This window comes from Sulfurospirillum sp. E15m (assembly GCF_059415145.1).
Genome location: NZ_JCAHZS010000001.1, coordinates 275,654 through 296,726, shown reverse-complemented (window position 1 = coordinate 296,726; position 21,073 = coordinate 275,654). Strand labels below are relative to the sequence as shown.

The following is a 21,073-nucleotide window of genomic DNA, read 5'->3' as shown; positions in this document are numbered from 1 at the left end:
CCTTACACCTTTGCCATCATTTTTTTGTACATCTCGCCCTCTTCGCCTAAAACGAGCGTTGTTCCATTAATGTTAAATGGAGGAATTTCCATAGGACGAGGTGGTGGTCCAAATGTATTGATGCCATTGACATCAAACTCACCACCATGACAGGCACATTTGAACATCTGTGTTTTACTCTCATAACTGGGGATGCATCCTAAATGCGTGCAAATTTGAACACCTAAAGAGTAAGACGCACCTTCAACAACGACATCGCGTTTAAGGTTGATAGGCATTGAAGCAGATTTTTTGATAATATACACCGGTTTGCCACGCCACTCAACGGTTTTGCATTCACCTTCTTTCAAACTACTAATATCCACGGTTGTAAAACCTGATGAGATGACACTGGGAAGTGGGTCCCAAGCCCCTTTCATTGCAAGAAGCGTCGCGCCCGTACCCACAGCAGCAAATCCGCCCAAGGTTAGACCAATAAAATCGCGACGATTGATCGAATTTTCCATTAGCTTCATACCTTATTTTTTTGCAATAAACTCAGCAATTTCTTCCATTTGAGCATCACTGAGCGTTGCCACTTGAGGCTTCATTGTCGCTTTTAAAGCTTTACCGTAACTGCCATCTTTGTAGCCTTTGAGCGCTGCTATAAAATCTGCTTTGCTCATATCTTTGATGATGGCGCTTTTACCAAGGGCCGCTTTTTCACCTTGCGCACCATGACATGCGATGCATTTACTGTAAAGGGGTGTTGCATTTGCACTGACACCAACCAATGAAACTAAAATACCCAGTGTTACCGCCATCTCTCTCATTCCAAACTCCCGTATTATTCTTAAATAAAAATTACATAAAATCTGTAATTTTCTATTTTTATAACTGAAGCTTAACGAAAAAAAATGAGTAATTAATGAGGCATACATGATATGTGATAAAATTTTTACATGTAAAAAAAGAGCTACTTTAAAGTCTATTGCGGTTATGATAAACAGAAAAAAAGAGCTTTTATGGACGCACAAACACTGACGACATATCCCATTCCTTCGCTCATTCGTCAGCTTGCCATTCCTGCAAGTTTAGGAATGATTTTTAATACACTCTATAATGTCGTTGATACCTATTATGCAGGTCTTATTTCAACCCAAGCCCTCGCCGCTTTGTCTTCTAGCTCCTTTTTATTTTTCTTTATTATTGGGCTTGCATATGGCGGAACAACCGCGCTGAGTGCATTGATAGGGCATGCATATGGCAGACGACATCTTGTGTATGCGGCACTGCTTAGTAAAAAAGGGGTAACGCTTGTGATGATTTTAGGATTATTGCTCGGGGCTCTTGGGTACTTCAACTTGGCGCTTTTACTTGACCTTATCGGAACAGAGGATGCTTACAAATCTTTAGCAACCGCGTATATGCGTATTATTTTACTCGGTACGATTTTCTTTTTTGCCAACTTCGCTCTTAACAGTGTCCTTGTCGCCACAGGTGATACCAAAAGCTACCGAAACACGCTCATTTTTGGTTTTTTTGCCAATTTAGTTCTCAACCCTTTGTTTATTTATGGTTTGGCATTCATCCCTGCTATGGGCATTGGGGGTATTGCTTTTTCAACGGTTTTGATTCAAGTATTAACAGCCGTATATCTACTGATAAAAGTCCTAAAAACAGGACTTTTTGATTTTACATGTAAAAACCATTTTTACCCAAATTGGCGCATCTATAAACAATTTTTTGCCCAAGCCACGCCCCCTGGTCTTAATATGCTGATGATTTCTCTAGGCTCTCTCATTGCCCTTCATTTTGTGACGACCTATGGGTACAAAGCCGTTGCGGGGTATGGTATTGGATATCGGGTTGAACAACTTATGCTTCTTCCAGCTCTTGGTATCAGCAGTGCAACACTGAGCTTAGTTTCAAACAATATGGGAGCTGGAAAACTGCTTCGTGTCAAAGAAATTTTAATTTCTGCTCTAAAATATGGTTACACCATCGCATTACTTGGTATGGTTATTATGCTCAGTTTTAGCACATGGATTGTCTCACAATTTGATAATGACGCAGATGTTATCTTTTTTGGTAGTAGTTACATTCATGTTATGCTTTTTCTCTTCTGTGGCTATGTCACCCATTTTGTCTGTGTTTCTACACTGCAAGGTATCAAACAGCCTGCGATGATTTTTTACATCGGCTTATCACGCCAACTGCTTGCTCCCACCATCGTTTATCTCTTGCTTGTCACGTATCTCAAACTCTCTTTTATCTGGATGTGGGTAGGACTGGGAGTGATTGTTTACAGTTCGGCACTTTTTTTGCTATTCTATACGCTTAAAAAAGTCAATCATCTTTTACATGTAAAAGGAATTCAATGAAACGTCTTTCTGTTTTGTGTGTTGCCGTATTGCTCTGCTTATCGTTCCTAAATGCCAAAGAAATTGCCGGTGTAACACTGCCAGAACACTTAAGTCATGACACATTAACGCTCACCTTACAAGGTGTGGGCGTTCGCGATAAATTGTTCCTTGACCTTTATGTTGCAGGACTTTACACAGAAAAACCCTCTGCTACACTTCTGCACGATGATGTTCCGATGAGCATGACGTTACACATCACCTCTTCTTTGATTACCAGTCAAAAGATGGAAGAGGCAACGCGTGAAGGGTTTGATGCATCCACGCATCACGCCACAAAGCCACTTCAAAGCGCTATTGATACCTTTATTGCCGTTTTTAAAGAGCCTATTGTTCAGAAGGATGTGTATGAATTTTTCTATCTTCCGCAGCATGGCGTCAGCATTTTCAAAAATGGAGTTTTAAAACAGCGTATTGAAGGGTTGGCGTTTAAAGAGGCTCTTTTTGGTATTTGGCTAGGGGATGCACCCGTTCAAGAGAGCCTTAAACACTCACTTCTTGGGAAATAGCTTATTTCCCAATCACAAGGGCATACAAGATCATGCCCTCTGTTTCTAAAAATGTCGCCACTTCTTCATCGTAATACGCACCAATGCCACTGCATCCAATGCCTAAATAATTTGAAATAAGATACAACCGATGTCCTATAATGCCCGCTTTTTGCATCAAAGCTTGATAATTCTCGCTCTCATCACCAACCAAGAAAAATGTCACCGCACTTTGTGCACCTAACGCTTGTTCCAAACACAAATACCCTGCCAAATTGGCAAAATCACCGGATTTGAGATAGGCTCCCTCTTTCCATAATCCTCGCCACAAGCCCTCAACTCTATTAATAACTGCGTAGATGTCTACACGTGTATCACAATCGCTAGGAATAGGCTGGGTAATAAACTCCATAATCGTTTGAAAGTGCTCCTGCGAAATAGCGCTTGAGGGATTAAAGTCACGAATAGAGCGTCTGTTCCAAATCGTTTTGAGATAACTATCTTTATCCAGCGTACAATGAGGCATTTTCATTTGAGGTTGTTTTTTCAAACTAAGCGTACTCTCATAAGCACGCTCTACGAGAATATTTGATTCAAACGTGTGCGTGCCATCACAGCTATCAAAATGCGCGGCAGGCAATTTACATGTAAAAGGTTGTTCGTCGCCTACACAAGCAAAGGAGAGAAAAAATTCCTCTTTGCCAAAACCAAAAAATTGGTTGAGCGCTTGTTTATCGCCATCATATAAAATGTGATACGATTTGTCTAAAAGATAACATGATGCTTCAAGAGTACCTAACATATGGCCTGTATCTTGCAAACAATATCGAAACGCACGATTGCGGTATTTCCATGAAGAGCGGTAATAAAGTGTTGAAAATAAAAATAAAAATCCTGTGATTTTTTTTACATGTAAAAGCGGTTCTAGCCCTTCATCCGCTTTAAGTGAAGACAAAAGAACCAAAGCCTGCTCTTTGGGATTTAAATGATAGATGCCATCTTCAAAGCCTTCCACTTCTTTGATTTGTATATACACTTCTGTGGGGTATAAGGCTCCTGCACTAGGATTTGTTCGAAGCGAATACGTCACACCTGGATAGCTTTTTTGAGCACTCAAGCCACCAATTAAGATAAAAAAACGATGCAGAGGATTGGTTTTATGAAGAGGAATACGCGTAAAGTGTTCAGGATAAATTTTAAAACTACTGGGCTGATGGTCCCAATCCATAAAATGACTTCCATCGCGAACCGATTGGTATGAGTGCATGGTTTTGGCATGATAGGCTAACATCACTTCTCCTTTGGCAAAATCTTACTCCAAATCATGTACGCCTTAGCTCAAAAATCGCTTTTACATGTAAAGTTTAATCCAACCCCAACGGCCATTACTTTATAATGCCAAAAAGGAGAAACCATGGAGTATAAACAAAGCAATCGAAATGTCCAAATTCCATGTATGCTGTATGGTACAGCATGGAAAAAAGAGCGCACCGCTGATTTAGTATCATTAGCGTTAAAAAACGGTTTTAGAGGCATCGATACCGCTTGTCAGCCTAAGCACTATGAAGAGGCATTGGTGGGAGAAGGTATCTCGCGTTTTTTTGCAGAAGGTGGTCAGCGTGAAGCGCTTTTTATTCAAACTAAATTTACGCCGCTTAATGGTCAAGACCCAATGCGCGTTCCGTATGATCCAAAAGCAACGCTTGAAGAGCAAATTTTATACTCTTGTGACGTTTCAAAACGCAATCTACGCACCACATATCTTGATTCACTGTTACTTCATTCTCCTCTATTCTCTTATGCAAATCTTCTAAAAGCATGGAAGAGTTTTGAAAGTCTGGTTGAAAAAGAAGAGGTACGTCAAATTGGTATCAGTAACTGTTATGATATCACTTTGTTACAACACCTTTTTGCCGATGCTACTATTAAACCCTCTGTTGTTCAGAATCGCTTTTATCAAGAGAGTGATTACGATAAATCACTTCGTGCATGGTGTAACGATGTAGGCATTATTTATCAGAGTTTTTGGTCGCTCACTGCCAATCCACACATCCTTCAAAGTGACATCATGCATGCGATTGCTAGACATTACCAAAAATCTACCGAACAGATTTTTTACCGTTATTTAATCCATAAAGACATTATCCCCCTCAATGGAACAACATCGCAAAAACATATGAAAGAGGATTTAACTATTTTTGAATTTTCATTAAATCCTGATGAGATAACACACATTGATACCTTACTTGTTTAATTTCTTTTTGGCTTTAAAAAGGGTAATCATCACAACAGCGCTAATAATCAATACGGTCGCAATCAATGCTTTGAAACTTAAGACTTCATTGGCAAAAAAATACCCTAAACAAAGGGCGACCAGAGGATTGACAAACGCATACGTTGAAGCCAAATACGGCGATACATTTCTTAAAAGCCACACATACGCGCTAAAGCCAAGTAATGAACCAATAAAAATCAGATAAAGCAGCGCTAAAAGTGAACGAGAAGAGAACGCTTCAGGGTTAAAGTGATGCCATTCACCAAACAGGGTTGCTACGATGATTAACACAACTCCTCCTGATATCATTTGCATTGCCGTAGAAAGCATTGAAGAAGAAGGTAACGTCGCTTTTTGAGAATAAATAGAGCCTAATGACCATAATATCGCTGCGAAAAGTGTGAGTAGCAATCCAAAAGTATCAACATGCAATGTGTCTTGATGTGAAGGATACATCAAAATCGCCACGCCTAAAAAGCCAATCAGCGTTCCAAAGAGTGTACTCATATTGGGCTTAGATTGAATTTTCATCAACCACCCCATCACAATCATCCATAAAGGTACCGTTGCAATAATAATGGCAGCAATCGAGCTAGGAATACTCCCCTCAGCAATCACCACAAGCCCGTTACCGCCCAAAAGCAGTAATGTACCAATGATGGTCGTATCTCGCCACTCAATGAGCTTAGGATGCTTCCGCTCTTTGTAAAAGACAAAGCCATACAACAGTACGCCAGCGATGAGAAACCGAATCCCTGCCATTAAAAAAGGTGGAAAGGTTTCGATGGCAATTTTGATCCCTAAATAGGTGCTGCCCCAAATAATATAAACAGACACTAAAGCGATCACAACACTAGCCATTCGTTTAAATTCCACAGATGCATTAGCCTTTACATGTAAAGCGTTCATTTCTTTTTTCCTCTTTGATTTTTAGTATTCACTAAAGCCATTTTCATATAGTGTGGAGAGAACAAAGGTGGTTGAAGTCTCATAGATTTCAGGAAACTTTACAAGTTCATCCAAAAAGTGCGTAATATCATCGGGAGAATTCACACGTACTTTTAACACCATACACCACTCGCCAGCTAAACGTTGGCACTCTAAAATCGTGGTATGCTCTGTTTTGAGATTGAGGATTTTGGAAGTGATCTCTTTAAACGACTGGCATTTCACTTTGACAAAGATAAATGCTTGAATTTTTTGCTCCAACATTTTCCAATCAATAATGGCATGATACCCTTTAATCACACCACTCTTCTCTAATTTCGCTACCCGTTGATGCACAGCGGGCCTTGAGATATGCACAAGCTTCCCAATCTCTTCGTGAGAAAGCCTGCCATTGTGTTCCAGTAATTTTAAAATCTCTAAGTCAATCTCATCCATTATTTTCTCCTGCAAAAGTATAACTGTTTTGGGATATTTTAGAACGAATCGTCTTAGATAATCTAAAATTACGACATATAGAAAATTTTAACAGTAAATTAATAACGTTTAGTCAATTTTGTGGTCTAAAAGAGGGGAAAATAAAACGATGTGTTTAAAATTTTGGTGTCCCGAATGCGATTCGAACGCATGGCCTTCAAATTAGGAATTTGATGCTCTATCCTGCTGAGCTATCGGGACCAAGGGCAAAAAATGAAGTAAAAAAAAAGCCGAATGTGTGAAAACACATTCGGCTTCTAAGCGTGGCTTTTTAGCCGTTACGTTTTTTGATAATCTCTTCAGCAACGTTTCTAGGAACTTCATCGTAATGATCAAATTCCATAGAGTAAGACGCACGACCTTGTGTTTGAGATCTAAGGTCAGTTGAGTAACCAAACATCTCTGCAAGAGGACAAAATGCATTAACAATTTTGTTACCGCTTCTATCATCCATAGAGTTGATTTGACCACGACGTCTATTAAGATCGCCGATAACATCACCCATAAAGTCCTCAGGTGTTTCAACTTCGACTTTCATGATTGGCTCAAGAATAACAGGTTTTGCTTTTTTTGCACCCTCTTTAAAGCCCATTGAAGCAGCGAGTTTAAATGCCATCTCAGATGAATCGACCTCATGGTAGCTTCCATCGTACAATGTGACTTTAACGTCTTCCACTTTATAACCTGCAAGTACACCGCTTTGAAGTGCTTCTTTGATACCTTTATCAACCGCTGGAATATATTCTTTAGGAACAGAACCACCTTTGATATCATTCACAAATTCATAACCTGCACCTGGCTCTTGTGGTTCAATTTTAAGATATACGTGACCGTATTGACCACGACCACCAGATTGTTTTGCGTATTTGTACTCTTGATTAACCGCTTGGCGAATGGTTTCACGGTAAGCAACTTGTGGTTGTCCAACTTCGGCACTTACTTTAAACTCTCTAAGCATACGATCAACAAGAATTTCTAAGTGAAGCTCACCCATACCTGAAATAATGGTTTGACCACTCTCTTCATCGGTTTCAACTCTAAAGCTTGGATCTTCTTGAGCCAATTTTTGAAGGGCAATACCCATTTTCTCTTGATCCGCTTTCGTTTTAGGCTCAACCGCAACAGAGATAACAGGATCGGGGAATACCATTCTCTCTAGAATTACTGGGTCTTTTTCGCTCGCAAGTGTATCGCCGGTCAATGTGTCTTTAAGACCAACAACCGCGCCGATTTCACCAGAGTGAAGCACTTTAATCTCTTCTCTTTTGTTCGCATGCATTTTAAGAAGACGGCCAATTCTCTCTTTTTTGTCTTTTGTTGTATTGTACGCATAACTACCGCTCTCTAATGAACCACGGTAAACACGAACGAATGTTAATTGTCCAACAAATGGATCTGTCATAATTTTAAACGCAAGTGCAGCAAATTCACCTTCATCGGTTGAATCAACAACACACTCGTGTCCATCTTCATATTCACCTTTGATTGCGTGAACTTCTGTAGGAGATGGCATATAATCAACAACAGCATCAAGTAAAGGTTGAACACCTTTATTTTTGAAAGCTGTACCACAAATCATTGGGATGAATGTCATTGCAAGACATCCTGCTTTAATACCTGCTTTAATCTCTTCTTTGCTTAGTTCTTCACCACCAAGGTATTTTTCCATTAATGCATCACTTGTCTCAGAAACAGCTTCTACCATTTTTTCACGGTATTCTTTTGCTTTGTCCGCAAGTTCTGCTGGAATTTCAACAACTTTATAGTTTGAACCCATAGCAGCATCATCATCCCAGATAAGAGCTTTCATCTCTACAAGGTCAATCACACCTTTAAAAGTATCTTCTGCACCGATTGGAATTTGAATAGGCACTGGGTTTGCTTTTAGACGATTTTTAATCTGTTTTTCTACGTTATAAAAATCCGCACCAACACGGTCCATTTTATTAACAAACACCATTCTTGGAACTTGGTAACGGTTTGCTTGTCTCCATACGGTTTCTGATTGAGGTTGTACACCACCTACCGCACAAAAAACAGCGACAGCACCATCAAGAACACGCATAGAACGCTCAACTTCAATCGTGAAGTCAACGTGGCCCGGAGTGTCGATGATATTAATTTGATGATCTTTCCATGAACAAGTTGTTGCAGCAGAAGTAATGGTAATACCTCTCTCTTTTTCTTGTTCCATCCAGTCCATTGTTGCAGCACCATCATGTACCTCACCAATTTTATGAGAGATACCGGTGTAAAAAAGAATTCTTTCAGTTGTTGTGGTCTTACCCGCATCAATATGCGCAGCAATACCAATGTTTCGTACCATGCTTATGGGGGTATTTCTTGCCATTATCGTTTCCTTAAATATGTTAGGAGTAAAAATTGAGAAATGAGAGAGAGCAGTTTAAATCTAAACGCTCTCATCATCATTCTACCAGCGATAGTGAGCAAACGCTTTGTTTGCTTCTGCCATTTTATAAGTATCTTCTTTTTTCTTAAAGGTAGCGCCTCTACTATTAGCCGCATCTAAAAGTTCATTGGCCAACCTCTCGATCATTGTTCTTTCACTTCTTTTACGAGCAAAAGAGACCAACCATCTAAGAGCCAATGCTTGTTGACGAGCTGCTCTAACTTCAACGGGAACTTGGTATGTTGCACCACCCACACGTCTGCTTTTAACTTCCATGACAGGTTTTACATTGTCGATAGCTGCATTAAAAATTTCAATACCTTTTTGACTTCCGCTTCTTTTTTCAGCTAACTCTAATGCACCATAAAATACTTTGGTTGCAACACTTTTTTTACCGTCAAGCATCAACGCATTGATAAACTTTGTGATGATTTTGCTATTGTAGATTGGATCTGCTAATACTTCTCTAACAGGAGCTTTTCTTCTTCTCATGATATTTCCTTCAAATTTTTGAAAAATTTTACTCAAATAGTGTCAAATCAAGGACACTACCTGTGGTTAAATTTATTTAGATTTAGGTTTTTTAGTACCGTACTTACTTCTAGAAACTGTTCTTTTTGCAACACCTGATGTATCTAAAGCACCACGAACAATATGATACTTAACACCCGGTAAGTCTTTTACCCTTCCGCCACGAACTAAAACAATAGAGTGTTCTTGAAGGTTATGTCCCTCGCCACCGATGTAGCTAATGACTTCAAAACCGCTAGTCAATTTGACTTTGGCAACTTTTCTCAAAGCAGAGTTTGGTTTTTTAGGAGTTGTAGTATAAACTCTTGTACAAACGCCTCTTCTTTGAGGGCACTTATCAAGTGCAGGTGATTTTGATTTTTTTATCACCTTTTTTCTCTCATTTCTGACGAGTTGGTTAATGGTTGGCACATTATTTCCTTTATTTTGTAAAAAATAGGTGCTAATTTTATTTAAAAATAGCTTAAAAAAAGGTTAAGTTAAGGGAACCTTAACTTAACCTCTGTTTGGATTGAGTTCGATATTAAATTGTTTGTTTTGATATAAACCTGTTCCAACTGGAATCATACGACCTAAGATAACGTTTTCTTTAAGATCTTCAAGCATATCCATTTTGCCGGCGATACTTGCTTCTGTAAGAACTTTGGTTGTCTCTTGGAATGACGCTGCAGAGATAACACTATCACTACCGATAGCAGCACGTGTTACACCAAGGAGTGTTGGCTCAGCAATTGCCGGTTCTCCACCCATTTTCAAGACAGCTTCATTTTCTTCTCTAAAACGTCTACGACTGATTAAATCACCCATGATAAACTTCGTATCACCACTATCAACGATACGGACTTGACGTAACATCTGAGAAACGATGACTTCGATATGTTTATCGTTAATCGCAACGCCTTGACCACGGTAAACTTGTTGAATCTCGCTGATAAGATAATAATGAAGTGCTTTCTCACCCATAATACGTAAAATATCATGACTTGAAATAACACCATCGGTCAAACGCTCGCCCGCATGCACAAACTCGCCCGCTTGAACGTGAATTTGTGTATTTTTATCCACAAGATACTCTACGCTTGTACCATCGTTTGCATCAATAATGATGCGCTCTTTCGAACGTAGTGGTTTGCCAAAACGAATGGTTCCATCAATTTCAGCAATAACCGTTGCATTTTTAGGACGACGTGCTTCGAAAAGTTCACTAATACGTGGAAGACCACCGGTGATATCCTTTGATTTTGCAATCGCTTTTGGTGTTCTACCAATTAAATCGGCCAGACCAACTGTAACGCCATTTTGAACGAAAATCGCTGTTTTTGGCTCAAGTTGGTATTTAATAATTTCGCCATTTTTATTAGCAATAATAATTGTAGGCTTCATACCGCTTGGTAAATACTCATTAATCACAAGTCTACTTTGACCTGTCATGTCATCAAATTGTTCTGTTGCACTAATGCCAGGTTCAATATCTTCAAAGGTAACCGTACCTGCATCTTCTGCAATAATTGGTGTTGAGTATGGATCCCATTCAGCAATCGTAATTTGCTCACTGGTTGAAGGATACGCAATCAACGTTTTAGACTCTACAATACTGTTATCTGGCACATCAATAATAGAATCGCGTGGGATATAATGACGAATTGCTTCTCTATCATCATTGTCCGCAACAACCGCAAAAATACCTTTTTCTTTAACCACGTGCCCTTTTTCAATGTCATGGATACGATCCAAATAATCACCATGAAGTTTATAATACTTCACAGCACCTTTTGCATCTGCATGGATTTTTTGAATAATCGGCTCACCGTTTTTAACTTTAAGCTCACTGGCATACGGGATACGACTTGGTACGTTCCACCCCTCACGGATAACCTCGACAATACTTTCATTTTCTTCTACAACATCACCGCTGTTGTAAGGAATGTAGAATTTACCTTCGATTTTACCGCTAACGCCTGCAAGCTCATTTGGTTTTGCAAAGTCACTTTTACGCAAGGTATAGCGAATATTTTCGCTTGCACCCGTAATGGTAATTGCAGTCTCTTCGTGTGCTGTATCGATTTCAATTTTGCCTTTAAATGGCGCTTTAATTTTTGGTTCAACAAGTAAAACAGCCGCATTTCTACGATTGGCTACGATGTTTTTACCTTCTTTTGTTACATACGTTTTTACGTTGTAATAACGAATAAAACCCTCTTTTTGCGCAATAACTTGACGGTCTTGCGATTCCGTTGATGCCGTACCACCGATGTGGAATGTACGAAGTGTTAGCTGCGTACCTGGCTCACCAATAGATTGTGCTGAAATAATACCCACGGCTTCACCTGGGCGAACCAATGTACCTTCAGCCAAGTTGGTACCATAACATTTGGCACACACACCTTTTTTAGCTTTACATGTAATCGGAGTACGAATCACAACAGACTTGATGCTTGCTTCTTTCAGCGCTTGAGCTTTTTTCTCATCAATGAGCGTACCTTCGGTAAAAAGTACTTCGTTGGTAATCGTATCAATAACATCTTCTGCTAAAACACGACCTGTTGCTCTCTCATACAATGATTCGACCAACTCACCACTTTCACTGATTTCTGTAATCTCAACACCTTCATGCGTTCCACAATCATCCATAGTCACTTTAACGTTTTGTGCAACGTCGATCAGTTTTCTGGTTAAGTAACCTGCGTTCGCTGTTTTAAGTGCGGTATCGGCCAAACCTTTACGTGCACCGTGGGTTGAAATAAAGTACTCAAGAACGTTTAGACCTTCACGGAAGTTAGAAATAATTGGTGTTTCAATAATACTTCCATCCGGTTTTGCCATAAGACCCCTCATACCTGCTAACTGTCTAATCTGTGCGGCAGAACCCCTCGCACCAGAGTCAGCCATCATGTAAATAGAGTTAAAGCCGCCTTTATGACTTTCAGTCAGTTTCATCATCTCTGATGCTACTTCGTTGTTCGTATCCGTCCAGATATCAATAATTTTATTGTAACGCTCTTGCTCGGTTAAAAGACCTGAACTAAATTGTTTTTGAATTTCACGTACTTTTTTCTTCGCTTCTTTAATCTTTTTCACTTTCGCTTCAGGGACACGAATATCATCAATCGAAACAGAAATACCCGCTTGTGTTGCGTATTTAAAACCAAGATTTTTAAGATTATCCAAAAATCCTGCGGTGATACCAATACCACCCTCTTTAAAAATAAAATCAACCAAACCACCAATATTTTTCTTTTTCAAGACTCTATTCCATAACTCTTCAGGAACGAATTCTGGTAAAATCGATTTTAAAATTAAACGACCTGCTGTTGTAAAAAGAATTCTGTCATTGATACGCGTTTTAATTTTGGCATGAATATCCAAAAATCCTGCATCAATAGCAATATGAACTTCATCCACATTAGCAAAAATTTTATTGCTGCCTTGTGCATGCGGTTTTTCTAACGTTAAATAATAAAGACCCAAGACCATATCTTGTGTTGGAACGGTGACCGCTTTACCTGAAGCTGGAAGCAAGATATTCATAGAACTAAGCATCAAAATCTTACACTCAGCAATCGCCTCTTGTGACAATGGAACGTGAACCGCCATCTGGTCACCGTCGAAGTCCGCGTTAAAGGCAGAACAAACGAGAGGATGCAAACGAATCGCTTTACCATCAATCAAAACAGGGTGAAACGCCTGGATTGAGAGTTTGTGAAGTGTTGGTGCACGGTTAAGCATAATAGGATGACCTTTAACTACTTCCGCTAGGCATTCCCATACTTCGTTGGTCTTCATATCAATCATTTTTTTCGCTTGCTTGACCGTTGTTGCATAACCTTTTTCTTCAAGACGCGCTAACAAATGCGGTTTAAACAATTCAAGAGCCATCTGTTTTGGAAGACCACACTGATCCATTTTCAAGTTTGGTCCAACAACGATAACCGAACGACCCGAAAAGTCAACCCTTTTACCAAGTAGGTTCTGACGGAAACGTCCTTGCTTACCTTTGATAATCTCTGAAAGTGATTTTAAAGGACGTTTGTTAGCACCTTTAACCGCATTGGCTCTACGTCCGTTGTCGAAAAGTGCATCAACCGCTTCTTGAAGCATACGTTTTTCGTTGCGAATAATGATTTCAGGAGCATCAAGTTCCATCAAACGTTTCAAACGAGCGTTTCTGTTGATAACACGACGATACAAGTCGTTTACGTCACTGACCGCAAATTTTCCGCCATCAAGCGCTACAAGTGGTCTAAGATCTGGCGGAAGAACTGGCAACATCGTAATCATCATCCATTCAGGACGATTACCGCTATTTAAAAATGCTTCAACAACTTTAAGACGCTTAACAATTGTTTTTTTCTTTGCTTCAGAACTGGTTTGATTAATGTCTTCTTTCAATTGACCAAGAACTTCAACAAGATCAAGGCTCGCTAAAAGGTCACGAATAACTTCACCGCCCATTTTAGCCACAAAACCAGTATCTCCAAATTTTTGTTGGAGCGCTTGATATTGCTCTTCATTTAAGACATCATATAAAGCAACTTTGTTCTTGTTTTCAGCATCGTAAAATGCTTCACCCGCTTGTTCAACAATGTATGCTTCGTAATAGAGTACGCGCTCTAAATCTTTCATCTTAACGCCAAGAAGTGTTCCAACACGGCTTGGGAGAGAATTGACATACCAAATGTGTGCCACAGGCGTTACGAGTTCAATGTGTCCCATGCGTGAACGTCTTACTTTAGTGCTGGTAACTTCAACACCACATTTTTCACATTTGATGCCTTTATAACGCATCTTTTTGTATTTACCACAAAGACACTCATAATCACGGACAGGTCCAAAAATTTTCGCACAAAAGAGACCGTCTCGCTCTGGCTTTAATGTACGATAATTAATAGTTTCTGGTTTCTTTACCTCACCATGACTCCATGAGCGAATTTTCTCAGGACTTGCAAGTCTAAGTTGGAATGCTTGAAAGTCTCTAGGACGGCTTTCTTCGTGAATCTCAATTGGTTCTAGTCGCTTCATCTTCTTCTACCTCATCATATATCTCAACATCTAAAGCCAAAGACTTCAACTCATTAGTTAAAACGTAGAATGTTTCAGGAATACCTGTTTGTGGTACATTTTCGCCTCTTGTAAGAGCTTTGTACGCAAGAATTCTTCCTTCAACGTCATCTGATTTAACTGTCAACATCTCTCGTAGAGTATAGGCTGCACCGTATGCTTCAAGTGCCCATACCTCCATCTCACCAAATCTTTGTCCACCAAAGAGTGCTTTACCACCAACGGGTTGTTGTGTGACCAGTGAGTATGGTCCGGTACTTCTTGCATGCACTTTTTCATCAACCAAGTGGTGGAGTTTTAACATATACATGTAACCCACATTGACTTTTTCATGCATTTTTTGACCTGTCATACCATCGTATAAATCTGTCTTTCCGTCTAAATCAATTTTGGCCATCTCAAAAAGTTTTGCAAACTCTTCTGTATTGACACCTTCAAAAATTGGTGTTGCGAATTTAACACCTTTACTCCAATCACGAGCATAGGTTAAAAGTTGTTCATCATCCAATTTGTCAATAAAGTTTTTAGCATCCATCAATTTAGCAACATCCGCAATACTAATCATTTTTTCGCGAAGGGTTTTAATCCAATCACCTTGTTTCTCTTTGAAAATCTCTTCAATTTGATTACCAAGACGTTTACCTGCTAAACCTAAATGGACCTCTAGAATTTGTCCAATGTTCATACGACTTGGAACGCCCAGTGGATTGAGGACAATATCAACAATCTCGCCATTTTTAAGGTAAGGCATATCAACTTCACGGACGATATTAGAAACAATACCTTTATTTCCGTGACGTCCCGCCATTTTATCACCCACTTTGAGCTTACGTTTTGTTGCTACATACACTTTTACAAGCTTTACAACACCACTTGGCAAGATATCATCTTTTTCGATGATATTGAGTTTTTCATCATGCTCTTCTTTGAGTTTTTTCTTCTCATTTTGGAAGTAAACTTTTAAATCTTTGTAATCATCTTGTACTTCGTTAGAGAATGCTTTTACAATAGAATTGATTGAGAAACGATTGACGTTGTGAAGGTCCTCCGCTTTAATAAAATCACCTTTTTTGTAGCTGTTTTTACTAATTTCTTGATCTTCTTCTAATGGATTTCTAAGAAGCATTGCATTGATACGCAGCATCTCTTCTCTATCTAACATCAAGAGTTTATCGTGATGTTCGCGGTCCAAAATCTCTTTTTCTTGCTCATACGCTTGAACGGCACGTGGGTCTTTGTCATACCCTTTTTTGGTGAAGATTTTAACATCTACGACAATACCTTCTAGCGATGGTGTCGCATAGAGTGATTTATTAACAACGTGTCCTGCTTTTTCACCAAAAATTGCACGAAGGAGTCTCTCTTCAGGTGTTGGTTTTACTTCACCTTTTGGAGAAACTTTACCCACCAAAATCATACCTGGAGTCACATAGGTACCAATTTTAACAATACCACTGTCATCAAGGTGTGCAAGTTCTTCTTCTTTAACGTTAGGAATATCTTTTGTAATTTCCTCTACGCCGTCTTTAAGTTCGCGTGCTTCAATCTCTTTTTCATAGATATGAACGCTTGTAAATGCATCTTCACGAATCATACGTTCACTGATAACAATCGCATCCTCATAGTTATAACCGTTCCAAGGCATAAAGGCAACCATTGCATTCTTACCAATCGCAAGCTCACCTTGATCCATGCTTGGACCATCCGCAAGGACGGTTCCTTTTTCAACAACGTCACCACGTCTTACAATGACTTTTTGCGTAAACGTTGTATTTTGGTTGGTTCTAAGGTTTTTTTGAAGTGCATAATGGTCAATAAAAGCACCGCCTTCATCTTCACCAAGAATGTAGACATTTTTATTATCTACTTTTTCAACGATACCTGCACGTTTTGCTTTAATCGCTTCCCATGAATCACGTGCTGCAATTTTTTCAACACCTGTTCCTACAATTGGAGCGTCTGATTTCACTAAAGGTACCGCTTGACGTTGCATGTTTGAACCCATTAACGCACGGTTCGCATCATCGTGTTCCAAGAATGGAATCAAAGAAGCAGCAACACCCGCAATCATCATAGAAGAAAGGTCAATTAAATCTACTTTTTCTTTTTCAATAAGTACTGTTTCACCATCAACCCTAACCTCAATCAAATCTTCAATAATTTCATTGTTTTCATTGATTTTTGTACTAGCAGGAGCAATAACTAAACCCTCTTCTTGCGTTGCAGTGATATAGATAATCTCATCGGTAATGGTTGCATTCTCAACTTTACGATACGGTGCTTCCACAAAACCAAGGTCGTTTACTTTTGCATACATGGAAAGCGTATTGATCAAACCAATGTTTTGACCCTCTGGGGTTTCAACAGGACAAATACGACCGTAATGCGTTGGGTGAACGTCACGAACTTCAAAGCCTGCACGCTCTTTCACCAAACCACCCTCACCAAGAGCTGAAAGTCTTCTTTTGTGAGTAATTTCACTTAGAGGATTGGTTTGATCCATAAATTGTGATAATTGTCCACTTGAGAAAAATTCTGCAATAGCAGATGTAATCATTTTAGAGTTAATCAAATCATGTGGCATCAACTCTTCAACACTACCGCTAAGTGCTGTAAATTTATCACGAATCGCTTTTTGCATTTTGATGAGACCAGAGTGTAATTCATTGGCTAAAAGCTCACCAATCGCTCTAATTCTTCTATTACCCAAGTGGTCACGATCATCGATATGGCCTTGACCATTTTTAACTTTGATTAAGTATTTTGCCGTTTTGATAATATCTTCACTGGTCATAATCGTCACATACTCAGGTACGCTAAGGCCTAGTTTATGATTCATTTTCATACGACCAACTTTTGTAAGGTCATAACGCTCTGAGTTGAAAAATAAGTCTTTAACGAAAAGCTTGGCAGCTTCTTTCGTTACAGGCTCACCAGGTCTCATAACTTTATAAATACGAATAGCGGCTAAATCATTTTCATCTTCAATGCTCTCTGTTTGACGTAGAAGTTTTAATGTTTCATTATCAGCAATAAAAGAGTTAATGATAGCATCATCAACACCACTTGCGAGGTCATTGGCTATTTCAATGGTTTCACATTTTTGTTCAATAATTTTTGCAAGTTTACCTTCATCCAATTGTGTGAGCGTATCATAGAGAACTTCACCACTCTCTTGGTCTATAATAGGTGAAGACAAGAAACGATTAACTAAAATCTCAACAGGATATTCAATAAATTTAACACCATCTTCAATAAATTTTTCCGCTTTTTTACGAGCAAGACGTTTTCCTGCTGCTAAAAGAAGATTACCGTGCTCATCTTTCATGTCAAAATCAACACGACCTAAGAAATTGTCAGCAGAAAATTCAATTAAAAATTTATTGTCTTTGATGAGAATATTAAGGACAGGATAGAAAAGTTTTAAAATGTCTTGCTTACTATAGCCTAACGCTCTAAAAAGAATCGTAATAGGTACTTTTCTACGCTTATTAATACGTACGAACAATGTATCTTTTGCATCGTATTCAAAGTACAACCATGAACCACGATCAGGGATGATTTGTGCATTGTAGATAAGTTTGTTAGCAACCGTTGGGCTCTCTTCCTCTTTGAAGATAACACCAGGGCTTCTATGAAGTTGATTAACAACAACTCTTTCAACACCATTAATAATAAACGATGTTCTATCGGTCATTAATGGAATTTCTCGAATAAAAATGGCTTGTTCTTTAATATCTTTCACACCAGTTTTTTCACCGGTTTTTTCATCTTTATCCCAAAGGATAAGGCGAATGTTCATTTTTAAACTAACAGAATAAGTAAGACCTCTCTCCATACACTCTCTAACGGTGTATCTAGGTTTGCCTACTTCTGATCCAACGTATTCTAAAGTAAGTCTATTTTGTGGATCATGGATTGGGAAAATGGATTTAAAAACCTTCTCTACACCGCTCTCTTCTTGAAGGTTTTCAACATTTAAAAACTGTTCGTAACTCTTTTGTTGAAGTTGTAGTAGATTTGGTACATCAATTTTTTTTGGGACTTTGGAAAAATCAACTCTTAAGCGATTTCCAGATTTTAGGCTATTTAACATGAGTCTACCTCGTGTAGTTGTTTGAAAAAAGGGCAGTAGGTTCATCTATCAAATGATAGAATTTGTAACGACTAATAATTTCCAGGGAAAAAGTTTTGTGAAGAGAGCACAGGGCTACTCTTCACAACAAAATTACTTAATTTCAGCGACAGCGCCAGCTTCTTCAAGTTTCTTTTTGATTTCTTCAGCAAGTTCTTTAGATACACCCTCTTTAAGAGTTGTTGGTGCACCTTCAACTGCATCTTTAGCCTCTTTAAGACCAAGACCAGTAATTTCTCTTACGACTTTAATAGCGTTAATTTTCTTCTCGCCACCATCTTTAAGGATAACGTCGAATTCTGTTTTCTCTTCAGCAGCCTCGCCACCAGCAGCAGCAACACCAGCGCCTGCAACCATAACTGGAGCAGCAGATACACCGAATTTTTCTTCGAAATCTTTAACCAATTGGCTTAATTCAAGTACGCTAAGACCTGAAATATACTCTAATACGTCTTCTTTTGAAATTGCCATTTCAAATCTCCTCATTTTTTTAATTATTTTTAAAGAAGAGCTAATGCTCTTATGTTTACATGTAAGAACTCAATCTTACATTTGCTTGATTATTCTGACTCTTGTTTTTTAGCACGAAGTGCATCAAGACCGATTGTAAAGTTGGTAATTGGTGCCATCCAAGTTGAAAGAAGCATTCCAATAAGCTCATTACGAGATGGCATTTTAGAAAGTGCTTCAACTTTAGCAGCATCAACAATTTCGCCACCTGCAAAACCTGTTTTGATAACAAAGTTAGGATTTGATTTAGCGAAGTTTGCTACAACTTTAGTCACAGCTAACTGATCTTGTCCCCAAATAAAGATGTTACTCTCTTTAAGGTCAAGTCCTTCTAAACCAGCGTTTTTCATTGCAATAGACGCTAAAGTATTTTTAATTACTTTAACATTAATCGCTTCTGGTCTTGAAGCATTTCTTAATGCTTCGATAGCTTTTGTATTAAGACCTTTGTAGTCACAAACAATCAAACCGTCGGAAGCTTTAAACTCTTCAGTAAGTGAACTAATAAATTCAGCTTTTTCTGTTCTTGTCAATTTTTCTCCTTTCCAACTGGTGATTTCAAGTAGAGCTGAGATGTCTCAAATTAAGCTTGCGCCTCTACTCTCTCCAATCAAAGATTTACATAGTTTCTTTATAAAATAAAAGAGTTATCTAAGGTCGATTAACTCTTGGTTTTCTAGATTCATTGATGGGCTCATTGTTAATGAAAGAGCCGCACTTTTAATATATTTACCTTTTGAAGCAGAAGGTTTATGTTTATTAATTGCTTTAACAAATGCTTCAAAGTTTTCGCGAATTTGTGTTTCTGAAAAACTAATTTTACCAATACCAGCATGGATATTTCCTTGTTTATCAACACGGAAATTAACTTGACCACCCTTATTGTTTTCAACAGCTTTTGCTACATCCATTGTTACAGTACCTGTTTTTGGGTTTGGCATAATACCTTTTGGTCCAAGAATACGACCTACTTTACCCACAAGTCCCATCATGTTTGGCGTTGCGATAAGAACATCAAAATTGATACGGCCTGCTTGAATCTCTTCAATCAAATCATCACTACCAACGATATCAGCACCAGCAGCTTTTGCTTCATCTGCTTTTTCGTCTTTTGCAATAACAGCAACGCGAACTGTTTTACCTGTACCCGCTGGTAAAACAACTGAACCTCTTACCATTTGATCTGCATGTCTTGGATCAACGTTAAGTTTAAGTGCGATTTCGATTGTTTCGTCAAATTTTGCTGAAGCTAGGTTTTTAATATTTGCTAGGGCTTCATCAACTGAGTATTTTTTTTCTTTATCAACTTTTTTTAAAAGCTCTTGAAAACGTTTATTTACTTTTTTTGCCATTTTTATCTCCGCATAATTTTGCTTCCGCCTTCATTAACCCTGACGGTAAAGGGTGGAAATTAATCGACGACGTTAATACCGATACTTCTTGCAGAGCCTGCAATAATTTTTGCTGCTTGCTCACGATCCGTTGTATTAAGGTCAGCAATTTTTTTCTCAACAATCTCAAGGATTTGAGCTTTTGTGAGAGTTCCAACTTTATTTTTCAAAGGGTTGCTTGAACCACTTTTAAGACCTGCTGCTTTTTTAATAAGATCAGTTGCAGGTGGTTGTTTTGTAACAAATGTAAAACTTTTGTCTGCATATACAGTGATTACAACAGGAATTCTATAACCTGCTAAATCTTTTGTTTTTTCATTAAAAGCTTTACAAAACTCCATAATATTAACGCCTCTTTGACCCAAAGCTGGACCAACTGGAGGTGATGGGTTTGCTTTAGCAGCTTCAATTTGCAATTTAATTTCGCCAATGACTTTTTTTGCCATTTCTT

At 38.6% G+C, this 21,073-nt stretch carries 17 protein-coding genes and 1 tRNA gene; 3 read left to right on the top strand and 15 right to left on the bottom strand.

Annotated elements, in window-relative coordinates:
- Positions 1-2: 2 nt before the first annotated feature.
- Positions 3-506: a Rieske 2Fe-2S domain-containing protein gene (locus tag AC5SLP_RS01530; protein ID WP_495253370.1), complete on the bottom strand. Its 504-nt coding sequence runs from the start codon at positions 504-506 to the stop codon at positions 3-5.
- A gap of 12 nt (positions 507-518) precedes the next feature.
- Entirely contained in the window at positions 519-812 is a 294-nt protein-coding gene (locus AC5SLP_RS01525; protein WP_495253369.1) for a c-type cytochrome, read from the bottom strand.
- Positions 813-1,004: 192 nt separating this feature from the next.
- Between AC5SLP_RS01525 and AC5SLP_RS01520 the strand changes: the two genes are divergently transcribed.
- Together AC5SLP_RS01520 and AC5SLP_RS01515 are read left to right on the top strand one after the other, a co-directional pair.
- On the top strand, positions 1,005-2,363 hold the full coding sequence (locus AC5SLP_RS01520) for an MATE family efflux transporter (protein ID WP_495253368.1): 1,359 nt from the start codon (positions 1,005-1,007) through the stop codon (positions 2,361-2,363).
- On the top strand, positions 2,360-2,911 hold the full coding sequence (locus tag AC5SLP_RS01515; RefSeq protein ID WP_495253367.1) for a chalcone isomerase family protein: 552 nt from the start codon (positions 2,360-2,362) through the stop codon (positions 2,909-2,911). The genes AC5SLP_RS01520 and AC5SLP_RS01515 overlap by 4 nt, the downstream gene beginning before the upstream one ends.
- 1 nt (position 2,912) lies before the next feature.
- Here AC5SLP_RS01515 and AC5SLP_RS01510 read toward each other — a convergent pair whose 3' ends face one another.
- Entirely contained in the window at positions 2,913-4,181 is a 1,269-nt protein-coding gene (locus AC5SLP_RS01510; protein WP_495253366.1) for a SagB family peptide dehydrogenase, read from the bottom strand.
- Positions 4,182-4,304: 123 nt separating this feature from the next.
- Between AC5SLP_RS01510 and AC5SLP_RS01505 the strand changes: the two genes are divergently transcribed.
- Positions 4,305-5,144 (top strand): aldo/keto reductase family protein, encoded by an 840-nt coding sequence (locus AC5SLP_RS01505; protein ID WP_495253365.1) that lies wholly within the window; start codon positions 4,305-4,307, stop codon positions 5,142-5,144.
- Here AC5SLP_RS01505 and yedA read toward each other — a convergent pair.
- From yedA to rplK, 12 genes are all read right to left on the bottom strand, one after another.
- On the bottom strand, positions 5,133-6,074 hold the full coding sequence (yedA, locus tag AC5SLP_RS01500; RefSeq protein WP_495253364.1) for a drug/metabolite exporter YedA: 942 nt from the start codon (positions 6,072-6,074) through the stop codon (positions 5,133-5,135). The genes AC5SLP_RS01505 and yedA overlap by 12 nt on opposite strands.
- A 21-nt stretch (positions 6,075-6,095) precedes the next feature.
- On the bottom strand, positions 6,096-6,548 hold the full coding sequence (locus AC5SLP_RS01495; RefSeq protein ID WP_495253363.1) for an Lrp/AsnC family transcriptional regulator: 453 nt from the start codon (positions 6,546-6,548) through the stop codon (positions 6,096-6,098).
- Positions 6,549-6,711: 163 nt separating this feature from the next.
- A tRNA-Arg gene (locus AC5SLP_RS01490) sits at positions 6,712-6,788 on the bottom strand.
- A 70-nt stretch (positions 6,789-6,858) separates the two neighbouring features.
- Positions 6,859-8,937, bottom strand: coding sequence for an elongation factor G (gene fusA / locus AC5SLP_RS01485; RefSeq protein ID WP_495253362.1), 2,079 nt, complete (start codon positions 8,935-8,937; stop codon positions 6,859-6,861).
- Positions 8,938-9,018: 81 nt separating this feature from the next.
- A complete protein-coding gene (gene rpsG / locus AC5SLP_RS01480; protein WP_495253361.1) occupies positions 9,019-9,489 on the bottom strand; it encodes a 30S ribosomal protein S7 in 471 nt (156 codons plus the stop codon).
- A 72-nt stretch (positions 9,490-9,561) separates the two neighbouring features.
- On the bottom strand, positions 9,562-9,939 hold the full coding sequence (gene rpsL / locus AC5SLP_RS01475) for a 30S ribosomal protein S12 (RefSeq protein WP_495253360.1): 378 nt from the start codon (positions 9,937-9,939) through the stop codon (positions 9,562-9,564).
- A gap of 84 nt (positions 9,940-10,023) precedes the next feature.
- Positions 10,024-14,547 (bottom strand): DNA-directed RNA polymerase subunit beta', encoded by a 4,524-nt coding sequence (gene rpoC / locus AC5SLP_RS01470; RefSeq protein WP_495253359.1) that lies wholly within the window; start codon positions 14,545-14,547, stop codon positions 10,024-10,026.
- Positions 14,525-18,682, bottom strand: coding sequence for a DNA-directed RNA polymerase subunit beta (gene rpoB, locus AC5SLP_RS01465; protein WP_495253358.1), 4,158 nt, complete (start codon positions 18,680-18,682; stop codon positions 14,525-14,527). Before rpoB ends, rpoC begins: the two co-directional genes overlap by 23 nt.
- Before the next feature lie 132 nt (positions 18,683-18,814).
- Positions 18,815-19,192, bottom strand: coding sequence for a 50S ribosomal protein L7/L12 (rplL, locus tag AC5SLP_RS01460; protein WP_495253357.1), 378 nt, complete (start codon positions 19,190-19,192; stop codon positions 18,815-18,817).
- Between the two features lie 89 nt (positions 19,193-19,281).
- The gene (gene rplJ, locus AC5SLP_RS01455; protein ID WP_495253356.1) at positions 19,282-19,764 is read right to left on the bottom strand and encodes a 50S ribosomal protein L10; all 483 of its coding nucleotides are present in this window, start codon (positions 19,762-19,764) and stop codon (positions 19,282-19,284) included.
- A 114-nt stretch (positions 19,765-19,878) separates the two neighbouring features.
- On the bottom strand, positions 19,879-20,583 hold the full coding sequence (gene rplA / locus AC5SLP_RS01450) for a 50S ribosomal protein L1 (RefSeq protein WP_495253355.1): 705 nt from the start codon (positions 20,581-20,583) through the stop codon (positions 19,879-19,881).
- A 59-nt stretch (positions 20,584-20,642) separates the two neighbouring features.
- Positions 20,643-21,068 carry a 50S ribosomal protein L11 gene (rplK, locus tag AC5SLP_RS01445; RefSeq protein WP_495253354.1) on the bottom strand — a complete coding sequence of 142 codons (426 nt, stop codon included), beginning with the start codon at positions 21,066-21,068 and terminating at the stop codon, positions 20,643-20,645.
- Positions 21,069-21,073: the final 5 nt, after the last annotated feature.